The organism is Faecalimonas umbilicata, from assembly GCF_004346095.1.
Classification (GTDB): Bacteria; Bacillota; Clostridia; order Lachnospirales; family Lachnospiraceae; genus Faecalimonas; species Faecalimonas umbilicata.
The window spans coordinates 1-19241 of record NZ_SLZV01000012.1 but is presented as its reverse complement, the minus strand read 5'-3'; the positions used below and the strand labels follow the sequence as shown (position 1 = coordinate 19241).

The window sequence follows — 19241 nt, the reverse complement described above, 5'->3', positions numbered from 1 at the left end:
ATAAGAAAGACAGAGAAAGAACAAGAGCGAGGAGAGGAATATGAAGAGAATACTGCTTGTAGAAGATGACATCGCGCTTTCTGCCGGACTTTGCTTTGAACTGGAGGAAGAAGATTATCTGACGATCACGGCACACTCGCTGAAGAAGGCGGGGCAACTATTGGAAACATCAAAATTCGACCTGTTGATACTGGATGTAGATCTGCCGGACGGGGACGGATTTACCTTCTACCGGGAGATCAGAGAGCGGTATTCCGTTCCGGTCATGTTTCTGACCGGGAGGAACGAAGAGGAAGATCTGCTGGGAGGATATGATCTCGGTGCAGATGATTATGTCACAAAGCCGTTTTCCCCGGCGGTGCTCAGAAGAAAGATTGCCGTGATATTGAAACGCGGTGGACAAGAGGAGAAGAAGGAGTCAGACCGGTATGACGATGGTTATCTCAAAATCGACTTTGACCGGATGACTGCCATCAGAGGGATGGAAACATTGGTTCTGACACCGAATGAGTACCGGATGTTAAAGCTCTTTATGGAAAATGAGGGAACGGTCCTGACCAGGCGCGTGCTCCTGGAACGGCTCTACGATTGTGATCAAAACTTTATTGATGAGCATACGCTGACCGTCAATATGACAAGGTTGAGAAAAAAGATTGAGGATGCGTCCCACAAATATATTCAGACGATCTACGGAATGGGCTATCTTTTTGTGCGGAGGAAAGCGCATGAAGCATAAGATCTATAAAACGATGGCGCTTGTGTTCCTGATCGGAATAGGAGGAATCGCTCTTCTTACAGTTCTGCCGCTGCAGAAAGAACTGTTCGCACTCGGCGCAGCTGCCATTGTGTGTGCGGCAGTGGCCGTCTGCCTGCTGGAACTGGTATCTCTGAGAAAACTGCTTGTAGAACAGGCGGAGCAGGTGTTAGATACGCTGGACGATATGATTGCTGAGAAAGAGGAGATTCGTTTTCCGGAATATCACGATACGCTGACCGTAAAGATTCAGGACCGGATGAAACAGTACCATGAGATCATGCTTCATACGAGAGAGACAAGCCGGAAGGAAAAAGAGACGGTCCAGAGTATGGTGTCGGACATTGCCCACCAGGCCAGGACACCGGCGGCAAATATCAGGATGTTTGCGGAAATCCTGGGACGGAAAAATATCCCCGAGGAGAAAAGGCAACAGTTTCTGACGATGATGGAAGAGCAGACAGAGAAACTCCATTTCCTCATGGAGGCAATGACGAAGATGTCCCGCCTGGAGACCGGGCTTGTCTCACTGCACCGGAAGCGGCAACCATTGCTTGACACACTTGCGGAAGCGGTAAGTGAGGTGATGCCAAAGGCACTCAAAAAAGAAATCACAGTCACAGTGTCCTGTTCGGATTCGGTGGAGCTGATCCATGACAGAAGATGGATGGTGGAGGCAATTTTTAATCTGCTTGACAATGCAGTCAAATATACCGGTCCGGGAGGAAGAGTCAAAATTGACGCAGGCCAGGGACAGTTCTATACAAAGATCGATATTGCTGATACCGGAAGAGGCATCGCGGCAGGTCATCTGAATCACGTTTTTAAACGGTTCTACCGGGAGCCGGAGGCGGAAGGGGAAGATGGAATCGGTCTGGGACTGCATCTCGCAAAGGAAATCATCGAGCTGGAGAAAGGATATATCAGCGTGGCTTCGGTTGTGGGAGAAGGGACGACGTTTTCTGTATATCTCCTGAATGAGCCGGATCCGCACGGATAAAACAGAGGAAGAAGAGGGAGGAAACAATGATACAGCTGAGGGCAAACAATCTGAAGAAATACTATCAGAGAGGATCACATTTGATCAAAGCGCTGGACGGAATTGACCTGGAAGTAGAGCGCGGCTGCTTTCTGGCGGTGATGGGTGTTTCGGGCAGCGGAAAATCTACGCTGTTACACCTGCTCGGCGGGCTGGATGAGCCGACAGAAGGCCGTGTGCAGATCGGGGAGGTCCTGCTAGACAATCTCGATGAAGAGGAGAAGAGTGTTTTCCGGAGGAGGAAGGTGGGATTTATTTTCCAGAATTACAATCTGGCGCCGATGTTAAACATTTATGAAAATATTGTATTCCCGTTGACGCTGGACGGAAGAAAGCCGGACAAGGAGCTTCTTCGGTCTATCGTCTCTTTTTTGCGTCTGGAAGATCTGATGGAAGCCTTTCCGGGGGAATTGTCCGGCGGACAGCAGCAGCGAGCGGCGATCGCGCGGGCATTGATCGCAAAGCCTCCGGTCGTGCTGGCGGACGAGCCGACCGGAAATCTGGACACGATCGCGGGCAGAGATGTCATGGCGCTCCTTCGGATGATGAGTAAGAAATACGGACAGACGGTGGTGATGATCACGCACAACGAAGAGCTGGCGCAGATGGCGGATCAGATTGTCCGCCTGGAAGACGGGAAGATCGTGGAGGGCCATCATGCTGGAAAATAACAACGGACAGGCAGTCAGACAGATTATTTTCCGCACGATCCGGTTTCGAAAAGTGAGAAATACCATACTGGTATTTCTCATTTTCTGCTGTATGTTTGTGATCACGCTATTGGGAATGGGCGTTGCCGCTGAAGTTGACTATCTGCACTCGATACTGTTGGAATGGCAGGGAACAGATGCACATCTGCTGTTACAGGGAGTCACACAGGAACAAAAGGAAAGGATCCAGGCGCAGCCGCAGGTCAGAAAGGCCGGGGCGGCAAATGTGATCGGCGAAGTGAAAAATCCGGAGCTGACCTACCGCCTTCCGAAGCTGATCTGCCCGGATTCCGTCTTTCTTGAGCAGAACAGAAGGGGAGTACTGCACGGAAAACTGCCGGAGGAAGAAACGGAGATCGTTCTCGATGAAACGACACTGGATGCACTTGGAGTGGAGAAAAAAGCAGGAGAGACTGTCGAGATTGCCTGGGAGCGGGAAGGAAAGGAGACGGTGTCAACCTTTGTCGTGTCCGGTTATCTGGAAATGGAAGATGCAGACGGAAAAAACGGGGATCTGTGGGTATCCGCGAAATTTGCGCAGAAATTTCCGGGGGATACGTTCCAGGTGCAGGTACGGTTTGCACTGCCGTTCGGTCTTGCGGGAAAAACAGAGGAACTGATTTCTGCCTGCGGGCTGAAGGGGGCAGAGGCAGAAATCAACGATGTGGAGCGGATCGGCATGCAGCTGCGAAATTTGATGGAAAATCAGAGAGTGCTGATCCTGATACTGTTTCTCTATCTGGCAGCATACCTTGTCTTTCGCAGTATATTCCGGATTGCGGCGGTGACAGATCTGGAATATTATGGGAGATTGAAGACACTTGGAATGTCTCCGACACAGATCCGGCAGGTGTGGACCGGAAGCGGGATGATCTTATGTGCGGCAGGTGCGGTCCCGGGAATTTTATTTGCTCTTTTTGGCGGAAGGATTGTTCTGACACATACCGGATGGAGTGTATCTCTGGAACAGCTCCACATCCATGTCTGGCAGCTCCTGCTCCAGACTGCTTTCCTGTTTCTTGTCGTGCGCAGGTGCAGCGAAAGAGCGGCGGACGTCATTGAAAATTGTTCCCCGATGGAAGCACTTCATGCAATCTGGTGGGTCATGCCGTCAGGGAAATATCGAAAGAAACAGACAGAGCGAAAAGAGAAAAGGATCGCCCGGATCCGAAAGGAAAGAAATAGAAACCGGAGACGGTTATTTCTCACGAAGATGGGAAAGAGCGGAAGAAATTTACCGTTCTTCCTTGCGGCGGAGTCATTCTGGAAGAACCGGAAATGGACATGGAAGGTCTGTGCGGCGCTTGCAGGAGGAATGTTTCTGATCTTGATGGCTGCCACAAAATATCATTCTTTTGATGCAGAAAAATATTTGCGGGAAACGGCTATTTCTGATTTTGTTGTGAAGGAGGCTTCTCTGTGTGGGAACGCAGGCGGCATCTATAATGAAAGAGAAAACAAGATTGACGGGAAGATGAAACAGGAAATCCTGGCGCTTTATGGGCTGGAGGAATACGGCGCTGTTTCTTCTAAAGAGATTCCACATGTGCTTCCGGAATCCGTACGAGAACAGATCCGGTCCTTTTTTGCAGGAGAGGGAGAAGAAATTTTCCACTATATGGAGCCATATACGCAGTGGCTGCAGGAATATGAGAAGGCGACAGACAGCGGGCGGTGCACGATACGGATATGGGGGATCGATCAGGCTGTTTTTCCGATGTTGAAAGAAATGGACTGGATCTTAGATGGAACATGGGATCTGGAGCAGTTTGCCCAGGGCGGATATGCGCTTGCAGTCGGCAGCGATATTCCCTCGAAGGAGCAGCCAAATTACAGTCCAGGGGAACTGGTGGAAATTGACGGCCGGACATTTGAGATCATGGCGACGGTCTATCTGCCGGACCGGATGACGCAGGGTGGTTCCTATCATATGTTTGTGCCGGAGATTGTCATTCCGGGAACAGATTTCCGGGAACTGTATCCGGAGACAAGTATCCGAAAACTGTATTTCAATGTGGAGGATCGGAAAGAAAAAGAGGCGGAGACTTTGCTGAAATCTTATGAGAAGCGTGTCGGGGCGCCGATTGCGGAGGAATCTTCCTATGCTTTAAAGCAAAGCTTTCGGGAGGAATGTATCCGTTCTGTGTTCCCGGAGCTGGCAGCGGGATGCTTATTGTTTCTTCTGGGAATTTCCGGGTATATCAACACGCAGGCGACAATGACATTGGCGAGAACGAAGGAATTTGCTATCTTCCAGAGCATGGGGATGTCGGGAAAGAAGATATTCCAGATGATCTTGTGGGAATGTCTCTGCTATGTTCTTGTATCGTCCGTGATTGCCGTGGCAGTGGGCTGTCTGTACAGTCTGACGATCTTAAAGAGGAGTATCCAGAGGGAACTGTTTTCGACCGGATGGGTGATGACGTACCGATTTACATTGTTCCCTCTGCCGTTTCTGATCTTAGCCGGGATTGTGGCGGCGGTGCTGCTTGCAGTGTTCTGCTTCTTTCACAGTGAGAAAAAAAGTGTGGTAGAGCGAATCCGGCAAACAGAAATGTAAGATAGCAGTATGGGAAATCTTTTCTTCTTAAAAAGAATTAATACTTCTACAATGACAGGAAAGGCAGACGAAGAAGAATACCAAATGTATGAAGAAGTCTTTCGTGAAAAAATTAGTGGCGAGGCATTGCTTTTTGTCTATTACTTAGACCATGAGAGTTTTGAAAAAGCAGAAGAAATATTAGAAAAATCCGCATTGGAAACGGCGGAAGCAATTTATCTGAAATAAGAGGAGATAAACCAAACTTTGGAACAATCATGCGATATGGTTCAGATAAGTTTGATGGTAGCTTAGAGATATTCAAGACTGCAAAGCAAGGGCAAGAACAAGAAAAATATCAGTAAGCGAAACACTGAATGAATACTATGATGGAAAATAAAAGCGACAGGTATTTACAGAGTGGAATGATTTCTTTATAATTAGAATTACAATATAAAAAGCAAAGATAAAAACGCAACGCATATAGCGATATATGCCAGAGCCGGTAGGTAGCCCGGCCGTCCTGTTTATCAGGGTAAGTAACCTGCCCCTCCGGGTTGTCCATTCTTTGCTCATAGCAATTACTAAGGAGGGATTGTCATGAGTACAAGTATAGGCAAACTGACAGTGTTTTTTGAAGAACCATTTTGGGTGGGAGTTTTTGAACGAATTGAAAGTGGTAAGCTTTCAGTTTCCAAAGTAACATTTGGAGCAGAGCCGAAGGACTATGAGATTTATGAGTTTGTTTTACAATACTATAACAGTTTACGTTTTAGTACGGCAATAGAAACTGTTGTGAAAGAACAAGTTAAAAATTCGAAGAAACGTCAGAAAGAAATTCATAAGCAAATGTCTGCCAAGGGGATTGGAACAAAATCTCAGCAGGCTCTAAATCTACAGCGCGAACAATATAAAAAGCAACGTAAAATTAAAAGTAGAGAAGAAAAACTAGCGGAGGAAAAGCGGTTGTTTGAATTGAAACAACAGAAGAAAAAAGAAAAACATCGGGGGCGTTAAGCCCCTGATGTTTTTTTGGTGCGCCTTGCGGCGCACGCCGCTAGTTGGTGAAAGTTCCTAATCCGCCCTAGTAGTGGGATACTCAAGCAGGAACGGGCCTGGGATGAACAGCAGGCTTGTAGTTGCTTCATAATCAAGGTATAATAAAGCTAAGTGAGAATTAGGTAATGGGACTTATATGGAGAGGATTCGGGCATGGGCGAAAATATTTTGATTGTGGATGACGAGAAAGAAATTGCGGATTTACTGGAAGTCTGTCTGAAAAATGAAGGATATACGGTTTATAAGTTTTATAATGGGACAGAGGCTTTTCAGGAGATAGAAGAAACAGAGATACATTTGGCGGTATTGGATATTATGTTGCCGGATATTGACGGAATGCAGTTGTGCAGAAAGATTAGAGAGAAATATTACTTTCCGATTATCATGCTGACCGCCAGAGTTGCTGACAGTGATAAGATTTTGGGACTGACTGTTGGGGCAGATGATTACATGGTAAAGCCGTTTAACCCTCTAGAGGTTGTTGCAAGAGTAAAAACGCATTTGAGACGTTATCAAAAATACAATCTGATGGGAAATGGAAAAGAGGAAAAAGATGAGTATGATATCAGAGGGTTGGTGATTAACAGAACAAAGCATAAATGTTCTTTATATGGGAAGGAACTTTCACTGACTCCGATTGAATTTTCTATTTTATGGTATTTATGCGAACACCAGGGAAAGGTTGTTCCCTCAGAGGAATTATTTGAAGCGGTATGGAAAGAAAAGTATCTGAACAATAACAATACAGTGATGGCACATGTGGGACGATTGAGGGAAAAGTTGAGGGAACCGGCAAAAAATCCAAAATTTATTAAAACAGTCTGGGGTGTGGGGTATGAAATTGAATAGGAAGTTGAAGCATCATTTGTCATCGGCACTTTTTAAAAGTTACATTCTTTCATGTATGATAGGAACGGGTGTTATTTTTGGTTCTGCGCTGATTTTGGTAAATTTGATTTTCTGGATTCTTGAGACATATGTTGAGAACTGGTACATGGTATACCGCTCGCTTTATGTATGGATGGCAGCCATTATCATATGGGGAATTTATATTGTGCAGCTTACCTATAGACTATTAAAAAAAGTGGATGGTTATGTGGATGAATTGCAGGATGCTGCTGAGAAGTTATTTGACCATAATATCAGCTATATTGAATTATCTTCGGAATTTGGTGACATCGCAGTGAAGATCAATCATCTGAAGCAGGAATCCGAAAAAAATGCACGTCTGGCAAAGGAAAGTGAGCAAAAGAAAAGTGACCTGGTCATGTATCTGGCACATGACTTGAAAACACCTCTTTCGTCAGTCATTGGATATTTAATCTTGCTGCGTGAGGAAAAACAAATATCAGAAGAAATGCGTGAGAAATATTTATCGATTTCCCTTGAGAAAGCAGAGCAGTTAGAAAATCTGATCGATGAGTTTTTTGAAATTACAAGATTTAACCGGTCCAATATTACGTTACAATACAGCCGGATTAATCTGACGCGTTTGCTGGAACAGTTGATTTATGAATTTCAGCCTATGCTGAAAGAGAAAAACCTGCAGTGTAATCTGACAGCTCCGGGTGATGTGATGCTGAGATGTGATGCAAATAAAGTGCAAAGAGTATTTGAAAATATTTTGCGGAATGCAGTGATTTACAGCTATAGCGATACTGAGATTACGGTGCGGGTGGATGTGAAAGAAGAAAGTATAGAGCTTTGCTTTGAAAATCGGGGAAATACGATTCCTTCTGAGATATTGGAACACCTATTTGAGCAGTTTTATCGTTTGGATTCTTCCAGAGGAACAAACAGCGGTTCCGGATTAGGACTTGCTATCGCAAAACAGATAGTGGAACTTCATGGAGGAACAATCACGGCACAAAGTAAGGATGAAAACATCCGATTTCGGATTACCCTTCCTGCTTCGTAGGAAAATCGTAAGAATTTCAGTAGAAAAAATGAGGAATATCATAGAAAGAAACGAAGATATAGAGACTCTTATTTTGATACAATGATGGTGTCAAGATAAGAGTCTTTGAATTTACGGAGAAAGGTAGGAAAGATTATGAGGAGATTTTTTAAACAATTCAAAAGTAGTAAGGTTTTCGTAACAGGAATGATCGTATCTCTCTGCTTTGCATTTGCAGGATGTTCGAACGCGGAACAGAATAAAGGGTCAAGAAGCTTTACAGATTTTACCCATATAGAGGAAGAATATCTGGATACATTGAAAAGTCTGGATTTTCCCGAAGGAACAGTCCTCCCGGAAAGGTTGGAAGGAGAGGACAGTGAAGCATCTTTTCAGGAGGGATACGGAGAAACGAGAGCCTGCAATCTGTGGGAATATTTGTGGATGCAGGAGTGGCTGGATACTTACACAACAGAGCCAGAACGTGCAGAGCGGGCATTAAAGGAACTGGAAAAGGCATTTGATATGGCATATATGGGAGAAGACAGGTGCGATGACGCCACCCGGAATTATCTGAGGGAAAATATAGATAAAGCAAAAGCAGGCGATCCGTCAGGCTTTGCGGAGTGTATTCGTGTGAATTATGCCAAATAAAAATAGGATTGTAGCGGAAAAAGAACAATGCTATAATACAAAAAAGCAAGGACAGATGTCTATTGCATACATCCATTGCGGGAGGAGCTAAAGAAACCATGCAGAACATACTTGTAGTAGAGGATGACAGAGAATTGAATGAAGCATTATGCTATGCACTGAAGAAGCAGGACTATCACACAAGCACGGCATTTTCCATACAAGAGGCGAAGGAAAAATATCAGTCATTCACCGGGAAAGAAAAACTGCAGCTTGTGATCCAAGATGTCAATCTGCCCGATGGAGAGGGATTTACTTTTTGTCAGTGGGTGAAAGCACAGCAGGACATTCCGGTTCTTTTTCTTACGGCAAGAGATTTGGAAGAGGACGTGCTGAAAGGATATGATCTGGGAGCAGAGGATTATATCACAAAGCCTTTTTCTATGAAAGTGTTGCTGCGGAAGATTGAGCGGATCTTTAAGCGAACGCAGCCGGAACAGCCGGGAGGGTATGATGACGGATATCTGAAGATCGATTGGGAGCGGGCAAAAGTTATGGTGGATCAGAAAGCATGTGCAATAACACCTACGGAGTTTCGGCTGTTAAAAGTATTGGCAGAAAATCAGGGAAGGCTATTGACGTATGAGATTCTGCTCGAGCAGTTGTGGGACTGTGACGGGCAGTTTGTCGATAAGCATACGCTGGCGGTAAATGTCAACCGTCTTCGGCGGAAGCTGGAGAATCACGAGCACAAATATATTTCAAATGTGTATGGGATGGGCTATCAATGGATTGGATGATGGGGATTGGAGATCTTGTTGTGTTTGCTTCTGCCTTTGTGGCAGCAGGCGCCGTCAGGAAATCCATGAAGATGAAACAAGAAGTGGATTTGTTCGCAGATCAGGTGGAAGAGGCGATTGAGCAGATATTGTCGGGAAAAGAGTGGAAAGAAACGACTGAGGTGACAGAAGATACGCTGTGGGGAAAATGCGGTGAGAAATTTTGGCAGCTGTATCGAGTATGGAACCGGAAAGAAGCGGATGCCTTACTGGAAAAAAGGCAGATGAAGGCGCTGATTTCAGATATTTCTCATCAGACTAAAACACCGCTGGCAAATATGAAATTGTATCAGGAATTTTTGCAGGAAGAAGCATTGTCTGAAAAGGGGAAGGAGTTTTTAAACTGTCTGGAGGAGCAGACTGGGAAACTGGAATTCCTTTTGCAGAGTATGGTAAAAATGTCAAGGCTGGAAACTGGAATTATTCAGATACAGAAAGAGCGCGAAAATCTTTATCAGACATTGACGGCGGCGGTCAGTCAGATTGTTCCCGCAGCGGCACAAAAAGAAATTGAGCTGTATGTGGAATGTGAAGAAAATATGATGTTGGACTACGATAAAAAATGGACGGAAGAAGCGATTTTTAATGTACTGGATAATGCGGTGAAGTATACAAGTGCCGGGGGAAAAATTTGCGTCACGGTAATTCGTCAGGAAATCTTTACGAAAATCAGTGTCAAGGACAATGGAAAAGGCATCCGATTGGAACGGCAGGCAGAAATTTTTACGAGATTTTATCGGGAACCGGAAGTTCATGTGCAGAACGGCGTGGGAATTGGCTTATATCTGACACGCAGGATACTGGAATTGCAGAATGGATATATCGAAGTACACTCTGAAATCGGAAAAGGGTCAGAATTTTGCCTCTATCTTCCAAATTGAAAAAATCACAATTTTGTGACAATGTTAGATTGTGACAGGATTGTGATTTTTCTTTGCTAAGATAAAGATGTGTTCGAAAAGATACATTCGGAAAGATACATATGAAGTACTTAGACGAGGAGGAAAGTAGATGGAAAATTATATTGTGGAAACAAGAAATCTGAAAAAATATTATCAACAGGGAACGAATACGGTAAAGGCTTTGGATGGAGTGGATTTTCGGGTGAAGGCAGAAGAATTTGTAGCAATTATCGGGAAATCCGGAAGCGGGAAAAGCACATTGCTGCATATGATCGGAGGGCTGGACGTGCCTACAAGTGGGAGTGTGATTGTAGGAGGTAAAAATCTGGCAGGACTTACGAAAGAACAGCTTGCGATATTCCGCCGCCGAAAAATAGGATTTGTATTTCAGAGTTATAATCTGGTACAGGATCTGAACGTATATGAAAATATTATACTTCCAATCGAACTGGATGGGAAGCGTGTGGATCAGGAGTTTGTACAAGAAATCATGGAACTGCTTCAGTTGGAGGAAAGGCGGGAAGCACTTCCGAGTACGCTCTCTGGCGGGCAGCAGCAGCGGGTGGCGATTGCGAGGGCATTAGTAAGTAAGCCGACGCTGATCCTTGCTGATGAACCGACCGGCAATCTGGACACAGCCACTGGTCATGATGTGCTGGGCTTACTGAAAATTGTCGCAAAGCAGTTTCGGCAGACGATCGTTTTGATCACCCATGACAATGACATTGCGCAGATGGCGGACCGAATTGTGCGGATTGAGGATGGAAAGATTGTGAAAGGAAGTGAGTTCTATGCTGAAGAATAACAATCAGGCTGTTGTGAAACGGCTGGCAAAGAACAATTTGAAAAGCAATCGAAGACGCAGCTTATCTATGGTTCTGGCAATCATGTTGTCTTCATTTTTGCTATTTAGTGTTTTTACCGTGGGAGCTACCTATTTAAAAATGCAGAGACAACAGAATATCCGTTTGAACGGGGCTGAGTTTGACGCGATCATGTATGGAATTTCAGAAGAACAGAAAGAGATTTTAGAAGAAAATCCAACTGTAGAGCATTATGGTGTTGTAATGGTGTCAGGTGTAGTCGCAGAAACGGAGGCGGACAAGACACCGGGAGTCGGTTTGCTGTATGCAGATGATACTTACTGGAAGAAAATGATGGCACCTGCCAGAAAATTTGTGAAAGGTCATTATCCAGTTGAAGAAAACGAGGTGATGGTGACAGAAGATGCTCTGAAAAAGTGTGGGTTTTCAGACAAGAAAATCGGAGATGAAATTACATTTGTGTATGAGATCAATGAGAAAAGGGAAGTGGAAACCTTTCGAATTTCCGGTATTTGGGATGGATACGGCGATACAGACAATTTTTATATGTCAAAAGCCTTTTGTGACAAGCAGAAGCTGGATGCGGTATATTATGGCCGTTGTCATATTTCCTTTTGTAAAAAATGGATGTCGGATGAAGCGCAGCAGGCTTTTATTGACAGTATGAAACTTAAAAAATCACAGCGGCTATTTTATGTGTATGAGTATGGAAATGCAACCGAAATCTTTCTGGGACTGTCAGGGATCGCACTTGTTACAGTGTTGAGTGCCTATCTGTTGATTTACAATATTATGTATTTGTCTGTGGCGGGCAATATCCGGTATTACGGGCTTTTACAGACAATTGGGATGACCGGGCGTCAGATCCGGCAGTTGATGCAGAAACAGCTTTTATGGATTGGTGGCATCGGAATGCTTGCAGGGATTCTGATCGGAGCAGGGACTTCTTTCTTTCTGATTCCGGTCGTGGTAAAGACATTCGTATCTGCAAAGGAAATGGGAGCGGTGCAGGTAACCTTTCATCCGATCATCGTTTTATTGACCGTGTTGCTGACTGGATGCACTGTCTGGTATGCAGGAAGAAAACCGACGAAAATTGCAGTGGGAAGCTCACCGGTCGAAGCGCTTGAGTACCGTGTAGTCTCCAGTGTGAGAAAGAGGCACAAAACACGAAAAGGAAGTCTGATTGTTCGCATGGCATTGGAACAGCTGACACGGAATAAGAAAAAGACGATGGTGACTATGCTGTCACTTGCTGCCAGCCTTTCTGTATTTCTCTGTCTGATCACATTGCTGCACACACAGTCGGCGCGAGAGTATTCCTATAATTACATGGGACTGGATATGGTCTTGAAAAATGATACGATCAACAACATGGTTTTGAATCGTGCCGCAGAAGGAGAAGAACAGATTCAGGGAGTGCATCCGATCTTAAATGAAGAACTCTTAAATGAGATCCGTCAAACAGATGGAGTGGAAGAAGTACTTCCAACTATCACAGTTCCTACAATCGTTCCATGGGAAAAAGAGGTAACAGATGTCTGGATGCGGGAGTTTTATGAAACATGGATGAATATTCCTTATGAGGACGATATCGAAGAATATCAGCAGCATCCAGAAAATTTTGGATCTTCTCTGGTAGGGATTACGGAGGAAGATTTCCGGGCGCTGAATGCAGAAATGGAACAGCCGGTGGATGAGGAGGCATTTTTGAGCGGCAAGACTTGTATTTTATATAGACATGGATTGTTCGGACTAGATGAAAAGGAGCTGCGCGGGAAGCAGATTTCCTGTGAGGAATATGTACATTCGGAAAATACCCGGACATTTGAAATCGCAGGTATGACAGACGTCGGGGATTATGTATCGCTTCTTGGATTTCCACCTACGATGATTGTCATCGATGATGCAGTCAAAGCATTTACAGAAAAACCGATCGTTTTCAGAGTGGGGATCCGTTATGCGGAAGAATATCATAAAGAGACTGAGGATGCAATTCTTTCCAATATAGAAGAAAGCCCCAATAAAACTGATTTTTCATGGGATTCTAAAATCGAGCAGGCAGAAAATGTAAAAGCGGCACAGGGGCACATGATGGAAATCGGATTCGGAATCGTTCTGATACTTGGAATTATAGGAGTCATGAACTATATCAATACTTCTGTCGGAAATATGCAGAGCCGCCAGAAAGAAATCTCGATCATGGAAAGTGTGGGAATGACCGAACGGCAGGTGAAGAAAATGCTTGTGTGGGAAGGTATTTTCTATACAGGCGGGGTGTTGTTCTTGACGTTAACTGTTGGAATTGGAATTACTTATGCAATCTATCAGACGATGAACTATATGGGTGCCAAATTCTGGTTCCCGGCGCTTCCTTTCCTGGGAGCAACACTAATTTTATTCGTAGTGTGTATTGTAGTTCCGGTATGGACCTATCAGAAAATCGAAAAGAGTGGAAGTCTGGTAGAGCGGATCCGCGTATCTGTAGAGTAAAACTCTCAACAATGTTTCAAGATTGTAACATTTCAGTACCTGTGTGGTAACTTTCTTTTGATAAGATGTTCTTAGAAAAAGAAAGAGGAGGAGAGAGCACATGCTGGAGGTTCAAAATTTACATAAATCGTATGTGGTTGGAAAAGATACTTACGAAGTGTTAAAAGGTGTCGATTTTACGATTCATAAAGGAGAGTTTGTCGCGGTCATGGGGCCGTCGGGAAGCGGAAAGACAACATTATTAAATTGTATTTCCTGCTTTATCCCATACGAAAAAGGAAAGGTATTGTTAAATGGCAAAAAACTGGCGCAGTTAAAAGAAGAAAAAATGGCAGAAATCCGTAATCAGGAACTTGGATTTGTCTTTCAGGATTTCATGCTGTTAGACGGACTGACAGTTTTTGAAAATGTATGCATCCCGCAGGTGATCGAAGATGCGCCGTACGAAAAGATGGAAAAGAAGGCGAAAAAGCTGTTAAAGATGTTTGGCATCTGGGAGATTGCAGACAAATATCCGGCAGAAATTTCCGGTGGGCAGAAACAGCGTACTGCGGTGGCAAGAGCATTGATGAACGACCCGCTTCTGATCCTTGCGGACGAACCGACCGGAAATCTGGACAGCAGATCTAGTGAGGCAGTCATTGAAGCATTTCTTGCAGCGCAGAGAAATCTGGATGCAACTATATTCATGGTCACGCATGACAGCTTTTCGGCAAGCTATTGTGACCGTGTCATTGTCATGAAAGATGGAAAAATCTATAAAGAGTTGATCCGAACCGGGGATCGGAGAACATTTTTAGATGAACTTCTGACAGAATTAAAAATCATTAATGGTGGTGATGGCGATGAAGATGAGTAGCAGCAGTATTTTCCTGAAACTTCGCAGATATAACAAGAAAAATTATAAGCAGTTACTATTTTGTACCTTTTTTTCGATTTTTCTTGTGACATCCTTTGTCTGTGTGTTGTACAGTCCAGTGGTACAGGCAGGATTTCCGGAGGGCGGAGATTCGCTGAAGATGATCATGATGATCTTTGCACTGGCAGTCCTTGGATGTCTGATCTTTAATATTTATGCGGCTGGGTTATTTTTCCGGACAAAAAGCCGTGAGACCGGAGTGTTTCTAGCACTTGGGATGTCGAAGAAACGGCTCAAAAAAGAACTGTACAAAGAACTTTGCCTGTCTCTGGGAAAGGGAATCATATCCGGGATTGTACTTGGAGTAGTGGCTGCAGTCGGGATTTTGTGGATCTTGCTTCACACGTTTCTGACGGATATTCTGGAGCGGAGGATGTTTTCGGCTGCGGGACTTGGTATCAGTCTTTTCTTTGCGGCGGTGACAGTGCTCATCTTATTTTTTATGGCAGCGCGCTATATGAGGCGGACAAATTTGATGGATATTTTAAATGAAGAGAAGAAAAATGAACCGCTTCAGCTTGTAAAGAAAGGCTATGGAATTGCAGGCGGAATCTTTCTTGTGGTGGGTCTGCTTTTTGGATATGCGGGGCCACAGCTTACCGCCAATTTATTGAAATTTCAGATGCCGGCTATCTGGAATGCAGTCTATCTCGTAGCGGCAGTCGGAATCTATATGCTGTTTGTATTTTTTATCGTCTATCACAAGCGAGGGAAGCAGCCGCAGAAATATTATCATAACCTGATTTCCAACAGTATGATGAAATTTCAGGGAAGACAGACCGTCCGGAATATGTGTATCCTTGCTTTTCTGACCGGTGCAGCACTCTACGCAGGCTCCTATATCCCAGACAAGCTTGTGATGTTTCGCACAATGGCAGATACGCCGGTAGATTTTAATCTGATTTACCGACAGACAGAGCAGGAGATCCAGAAGGAAGACATCGAGGTGATGGCAGACGAATATGGAGTGACGATCACAGATTATCAGGAAGTTCTTTTTGCAGAACTTCAGACATCCGGGGTCGAGAGAGACTGGACAGATGATGGGAAGCTGATCGAAGATTATTATGAGACATATGCCTATGGAGAATTTATCAGTGCATCTGTCTATGAGCAGTATACCGGGACAAAAGTGGAGGTAGAGCCAGGAACATTTGCACAGATTATCCTGCCGGAGCAGACAGAAAACTTCTGGGAGAAATATACCGATATGGATCTTGTGACAAATCAGGAAACCGGAGCACAGCTGAATCTGAAATTTGCCAAAACAGTGGAAGACCGCATGTTTTACCGTGCAAATGTACACCGCTATATTTTAAATGACAGCGACTTCCAGACGATCACGGCACAGATGACAGAACAGCGCCAGATGAAACAGATTTTCTTTGATGTGGAAGAGAGTGAAAATGTGTATGATTTTGCAATCGAACTTCGGAAAGAGTATGTCAGACGTGCAGGCAAAGATATGGCAGTGTTGAATGCATATAACGAAGCTGAAGAGGATCGGGCAGAAGCTGCCGGAGAACCTTATCACTATCGGATGACAGAGCCGATGGATCCAGAAGATCCATATTTATACCATGACTGGAAATTCAATCCGGAGATTCAACCGATCCAGATGAAAACTTATCTTCACGAGAGCGGAATTATGATCTTGACCTTTCTCTACGTCTCCTGCATCTGCCTGGCAGCAATCGGGATCATCGCTTATACACGAAGCGTTACGATCGGTGTGCAGAATCAGAAAATGTTTGACGATTTGAGAAAACTTGGTGCGAAAAATACTTATATCATGCGCTGTATCAAGAACCAGCTCCGGAAAATCTTTGTGCTTCCGACGGCAATCGGACTGTTTCTGATCCTATCATTTCTGATGATCATCTATATCGGAAATGATAAAAGAATCCAGAGTACGGAGTGGATGTCATTTGGATGTACAGTAGGATTTGCAGTTATAATCTGTATTTATCAGCTGATTGTTTACCGGATGTCACTGAAAAAGCTAAGAGAAATATTAAAATTATAAAGCTGTTAAACCTATATACAATTACAATAAGGAAGAAAAAAATCCGGTCGAGGATGTATCTGCGGTATGTGGCGGCAGATCCCTGACCGGATTTTTCTTGTCAGGAGAAGGATAAGACACTGTCAGAATCTGTTGTTACAATATATGAAAAAGGTACAAAAAACAGTGACGGTTTATTTTGTGTATGGTATAATTTTTGATAAAGAAGCCGCAAATCTGTAAGCGTGAAACGGAGATGAAATTTATGTGGTTTATATTTGCACTACTATCAGCAATATTTGCATCATTGACCTCGATACTGGCTAAGATTGGTATTGATGGAGTAAATTCTAATCTTGCCACGGCTATAAGAACTGTTGTAGTGGTAATGATGGCGTGGGGAATGGTATTTTTGACTCATACACAAAGCGGATTATCAGAAATCAGTCGAAAAAGCTGGGTATTTTTGATTCTATCCGGATTGGCTACGGGAGCTTCCTGGTTATGCTATTACAGAGCGTTACAGATGGGGGAAGCTTCAAAAGTTGTTCCAATTGATAAGTTAAGTGTAGTCATTACCTTGGCACTTGCCTTTATTTTCTTACACGAAAAATTTACAATGAAATCTTTGATAGGGTGTATTTTAATTGGTGTTGGAACATTAGTGATGGTTTTGTAATTAAATATGAAAGAATATTAGGTATTCATTAAAACACTGGTTGAAAGCTGTTATATAGCCAATCAATTCTATTTTAATTTGCTTGAGTGAAACATTCGATACTCTGTCGGTAAAACTTTGTAATATTCTTTAAAAACTTTAGAAAATTTGCTTTGGCTTTCATATCCTACTTCTTTTGCAATTTCCTTTATACTTTTTGGTGTTTCCATTAACAAACGGGCTGCAAATTTCATTCTGTGTTCTTTTATATGTGAGGCAATAGAAGTACCATATACATCTTTAAAGACAGATTTTAATGTAGTAGGATTGATAAGATACTTACATGCCATTTCATCTATTGTTATTCGCTGGCTCAGATTATCTAAAAGGTATTTGTGGATATTGCGAATAATTTCAACTTGTTCAGATTGATATTCAGATAATCTGTTTTCTGTATCAATAGATAATTTACTTAGATATAGTAAGAGTTCTATCACCTTTATTCGCCAGTATGCAAGTTGAAATTCTTTTGGCTGATGATAGAATGCTGAAAAGATAGCGTCAGTTTCTTCATTGCCAATGAAAACTGAAAAATTTCCATCTTTACAAAATTTATTAAGTATACTTTCTCCTGTAATACCAGTATTTTTTAACAGTTCTGGTGTTTTTTCTGAAAGGATATTTAAATCAATATAAATTTTGATTCCTTCATAGTATTCATTAGGTAAAGTTATTATAGAAGCAGAACAATATTCCATTGTGTGCAGTGAAAAATCGTGTTCACCTAAATAAATGCTATTTCCATTGGCCATTTTCCACCCAATTCTTCCCTTATGACAGTAATTGATTTCTAATATATGTTTTAATGGCTCATGTGTATCAGTTTGTTTTCTGCCAGTCAATGACATAAAAGCAAGATTTATACCTTCATATAAATCATAACTAGCGAGATGATATTTCTGAGAAAATTCTTGATCACTTTTTTCTAATGGTACGATTTCGTTGTTCATAATATTATTTACTCCTTATGTTCAGGGCATGTAATCATTAAAATTTTTTCAATCATTTTATGTAACAGTATACTCTGTTCTGTGTTTGATGATTTATAATAAACCTCTTTTCCTATGCGCCTGCTAGAAATCAATCCTTTGTTTCGCAGTACTCTAAGATGATGGGATATGGCAGGGCTTGTCATTTTCATCATTGCAGATATATTTAAGACACATTCCTCACAATGACATAAAAGCCAAAATAAACGAATACGTGTAGGATCACTTAATTGTTTAAATAATTCTGAAACGATTTGAAAGTGTTGGATATCATCAAGCTGTTCTAATAACGCAGTATGATCTGTTTCGTTATGATGGTTATGTGGTAACTTCGTATAAGACATAGACAATTTTCCTTTCTTTTGCTCTATTTAGAAATGTGTTTCGCCCGTTTGGCAGGTAATCACGTATCTCTATTGATTTTAGGCTACAACAGAATTATACTATAGCTACAACGATTAAACAAGTGCTTAATTGTTAAATGAAAGTTTAAATAGCAATCACGAAAGGAGATATTTATCATGAAAAAAACTTACAAAATCGAAGTTGACTGTGCAAACTGTGCAAATCTTATGGAGGATGCAGCAAAAAAGACAGCTGGAGTAGCAAATGCAACTGTAAACTTTATGACACAAAAAATGATTGTGGAGTTTGAAGATGGAAAAGAACCAAAAGCAGTTATGAATGATGTCTTAAAGGCTTGTAAAAAAGTAGAGCCAGATTGTGAGATTGAACTTTAGAAAAAAATGCACCCCGATGTAAAAGCAAAAGGGGTGCAAATTTAAAAAGATCATATGAATGATTAAACATATATAAAATAAATATGAGGAGCTTCCTGTATAATTCAAATATAAGGAATTCCAAGAAAGAAGGTTGAGAAAAAAATACCTCAGTGTAGAATAAGATTACTGACTTTGCACG

The 19241-nt window shown here is 42.8% G+C and carries 18 protein-coding genes and 1 pseudogene; 17 read left to right on the top strand and 2 right to left on the bottom strand.

Annotated elements, in window-relative coordinates:
- Positions 1 to 40 precede the first annotated feature (40 nt).
- The 16 genes and pseudogenes from EDD74_RS06875 to EDD74_RS06800 all read left to right on the top strand — a co-directional run bounded on the left by EDD74_RS06875 (position 41) and on the right by EDD74_RS06800 (position 17292).
- A complete protein-coding gene (locus tag EDD74_RS06875) occupies positions 41 to 736 on the top strand; it encodes a response regulator transcription factor (protein WP_116441870.1) in 696 nt (231 codons plus the stop codon).
- Positions 726 to 1754, top strand: coding sequence for a sensor histidine kinase (locus EDD74_RS06870; RefSeq protein ID WP_242990145.1), 1029 nt, complete (start codon positions 726 to 728; stop codon positions 1752 to 1754). Before EDD74_RS06875 ends, EDD74_RS06870 begins: the two co-directional genes overlap by 11 nt.
- Positions 1755 to 1780: 26 nt before the next feature.
- Positions 1781 to 2464 carry an ABC transporter ATP-binding protein gene (locus tag EDD74_RS06865; protein WP_116441871.1) on the top strand — a complete coding sequence of 228 codons (684 nt, stop codon included), beginning with the start codon at positions 1781 to 1783 and terminating at the stop codon, positions 2462 to 2464.
- Positions 2451 to 5063, top strand: a complete 2613-nt coding sequence (locus EDD74_RS06860; protein WP_116441872.1) for an ABC transporter permease — start codon at positions 2451 to 2453, stop codon at positions 5061 to 5063. The genes EDD74_RS06865 and EDD74_RS06860 overlap by 14 nt, the downstream gene beginning before the upstream one ends.
- Positions 5064 to 5072: 9 nt before the next feature.
- Positions 5073 to 5407, top strand: a pseudogene (locus tag EDD74_RS06855) (DUF5037 domain-containing protein).
- A gap of 235 nt (positions 5408 to 5642) precedes the next feature.
- Positions 5643 to 6059, top strand: coding sequence for a YjdF family protein (locus EDD74_RS06850; RefSeq protein WP_116441873.1), 417 nt, complete (start codon positions 5643 to 5645; stop codon positions 6057 to 6059).
- A gap of 195 nt (positions 6060 to 6254) precedes the next feature.
- Positions 6255 to 6950: a VanR-ABDEGLN family response regulator transcription factor gene (gene vanR, locus EDD74_RS06845; protein WP_116441874.1), complete on the top strand. Its 696-nt coding sequence runs from the start codon at positions 6255 to 6257 to the stop codon at positions 6948 to 6950.
- A complete protein-coding gene (locus EDD74_RS06840; protein WP_116441875.1) occupies positions 6937 to 8019 on the top strand; it encodes a sensor histidine kinase in 1083 nt (360 codons plus the stop codon). Before vanR ends, EDD74_RS06840 begins: the two co-directional genes overlap by 14 nt.
- A 135-nt stretch (positions 8020 to 8154) precedes the next feature.
- A complete protein-coding gene (locus EDD74_RS06835; RefSeq protein ID WP_242990147.1) occupies positions 8155 to 8652 on the top strand; it encodes a hypothetical protein in 498 nt (165 codons plus the stop codon).
- Between the two features lie 98 nt (positions 8653 to 8750).
- Complete coding sequence (locus tag EDD74_RS06830; protein WP_039930647.1) at positions 8751 to 9431, top strand: response regulator transcription factor; 681 nt, start codon at positions 8751 to 8753, stop codon at positions 9429 to 9431.
- A complete protein-coding gene (locus EDD74_RS06825) occupies positions 9428 to 10351 on the top strand; it encodes a sensor histidine kinase (protein ID WP_009262691.1) in 924 nt (307 codons plus the stop codon). Before EDD74_RS06830 ends, EDD74_RS06825 begins: the two co-directional genes overlap by 4 nt.
- A gap of 130 nt (positions 10352 to 10481) precedes the next feature.
- Positions 10482 to 11177, top strand: a complete 696-nt coding sequence (locus tag EDD74_RS06820; protein ID WP_116441876.1) for an ABC transporter ATP-binding protein — start codon at positions 10482 to 10484, stop codon at positions 11175 to 11177.
- Complete coding sequence (locus EDD74_RS06815; protein WP_116441877.1) at positions 11164 to 13689, top strand: ABC transporter permease; 2526 nt, start codon at positions 11164 to 11166, stop codon at positions 13687 to 13689. Before EDD74_RS06820 ends, EDD74_RS06815 begins: the two co-directional genes overlap by 14 nt.
- 100 nt (positions 13690 to 13789) lie before the next feature.
- The gene (locus EDD74_RS06810; RefSeq protein ID WP_008976096.1) at positions 13790 to 14548 is read left to right on the top strand and encodes an ABC transporter ATP-binding protein; all 759 of its coding nucleotides are present in this window, start codon (positions 13790 to 13792) and stop codon (positions 14546 to 14548) included.
- Entirely contained in the window at positions 14535 to 16634 is a 2100-nt protein-coding gene (locus EDD74_RS06805) for an ABC transporter permease family protein (protein ID WP_116441878.1), read from the top strand. Before EDD74_RS06810 ends, EDD74_RS06805 begins: the two co-directional genes overlap by 14 nt.
- 244 nt (positions 16635 to 16878) lie before the next feature.
- A complete protein-coding gene (locus tag EDD74_RS06800) occupies positions 16879 to 17292 on the top strand; it encodes an EamA family transporter (RefSeq protein WP_009262685.1) in 414 nt (137 codons plus the stop codon).
- Between the two features lie 68 nt (positions 17293 to 17360).
- Here EDD74_RS06800 and EDD74_RS06795 read toward each other — a convergent pair whose 3' ends face one another.
- Together EDD74_RS06795 and EDD74_RS06790 are read right to left on the bottom strand one after the other, a co-directional pair.
- The gene (locus EDD74_RS06795) at positions 17361 to 18281 is read right to left on the bottom strand and encodes a helix-turn-helix transcriptional regulator (protein WP_016440291.1); all 921 of its coding nucleotides are present in this window, start codon (positions 18279 to 18281) and stop codon (positions 17361 to 17363) included.
- Between the two features lie 8 nt (positions 18282 to 18289).
- Positions 18290 to 18664, bottom strand: a complete 375-nt coding sequence (locus tag EDD74_RS06790) for an ArsR/SmtB family transcription factor (protein WP_008976091.1) — start codon at positions 18662 to 18664, stop codon at positions 18290 to 18292.
- A 177-nt stretch (positions 18665 to 18841) separates the two neighbouring features.
- On the opposite strand from EDD74_RS06790, the gene EDD74_RS06785 reads away from it, so the two are divergent.
- Positions 18842 to 19060, top strand: a complete 219-nt coding sequence (locus tag EDD74_RS06785; RefSeq protein ID WP_004799061.1) for a cation transporter — start codon at positions 18842 to 18844, stop codon at positions 19058 to 19060.
- Positions 19061 to 19241 lie beyond the last annotated feature (181 nt).

Coding starts and splice junctions, on each gene's coding strand:
- EDD74_RS06825 (WP_009262691.1), top strand. CDS start 9,428: ATGATGGGGATTGGAGATCTTGTTGTGTTTGCTTCTGCCTTTGTGGCA.
- EDD74_RS06865 (WP_116441871.1), top strand. CDS start 1,781: ATGATACAGCTGAGGGCAAACAATCTGAAGAAATACTATCAGAGAGGA.
- EDD74_RS06785 (WP_004799061.1), top strand. CDS start 18,842: ATGAAAAAAACTTACAAAATCGAAGTTGACTGTGCAAACTGTGCAAAT.
- EDD74_RS06860 (WP_116441872.1), top strand. CDS start 2,451: ATGCTGGAAAATAACAACGGACAGGCAGTCAGACAGATTATTTTCCGC.
- vanR (WP_116441874.1), top strand. CDS start 6,255: ATGGGCGAAAATATTTTGATTGTGGATGACGAGAAAGAAATTGCGGAT.
- EDD74_RS06830 (WP_039930647.1), top strand. CDS start 8,751: ATGCAGAACATACTTGTAGTAGAGGATGACAGAGAATTGAATGAAGCA.
- EDD74_RS06790 (WP_008976091.1), bottom strand. CDS start 18,664: ATGTCTTATACGAAGTTACCACATAACCATCATAACGAAACAGATCAT.
- EDD74_RS06835 (WP_242990147.1), top strand. CDS start 8,155: ATGAGGAGATTTTTTAAACAATTCAAAAGTAGTAAGGTTTTCGTAACA.
- EDD74_RS06870 (WP_242990145.1), top strand. CDS start 726: ATGAAGCATAAGATCTATAAAACGATGGCGCTTGTGTTCCTGATCGGA.
- EDD74_RS06840 (WP_116441875.1), top strand. CDS start 6,937: ATGAAATTGAATAGGAAGTTGAAGCATCATTTGTCATCGGCACTTTTT.
- EDD74_RS06820 (WP_116441876.1), top strand. CDS start 10,482: ATGGAAAATTATATTGTGGAAACAAGAAATCTGAAAAAATATTATCAA.
- EDD74_RS06850 (WP_116441873.1), top strand. CDS start 5,643: ATGAGTACAAGTATAGGCAAACTGACAGTGTTTTTTGAAGAACCATTT.
- EDD74_RS06810 (WP_008976096.1), top strand. CDS start 13,790: ATGCTGGAGGTTCAAAATTTACATAAATCGTATGTGGTTGGAAAAGAT.
- EDD74_RS06875 (WP_116441870.1), top strand. CDS start 41: ATGAAGAGAATACTGCTTGTAGAAGATGACATCGCGCTTTCTGCCGGA.
- EDD74_RS06815 (WP_116441877.1), top strand. CDS start 11,164: ATGCTGAAGAATAACAATCAGGCTGTTGTGAAACGGCTGGCAAAGAAC.
- EDD74_RS06800 (WP_009262685.1), top strand. CDS start 16,879: ATGTGGTTTATATTTGCACTACTATCAGCAATATTTGCATCATTGACC.
- EDD74_RS06795 (WP_016440291.1), bottom strand. CDS start 18,281: ATGAACAACGAAATCGTACCATTAGAAAAAAGTGATCAAGAATTTTCT.
- EDD74_RS06805 (WP_116441878.1), top strand. CDS start 14,535: ATGAAGATGAGTAGCAGCAGTATTTTCCTGAAACTTCGCAGATATAAC.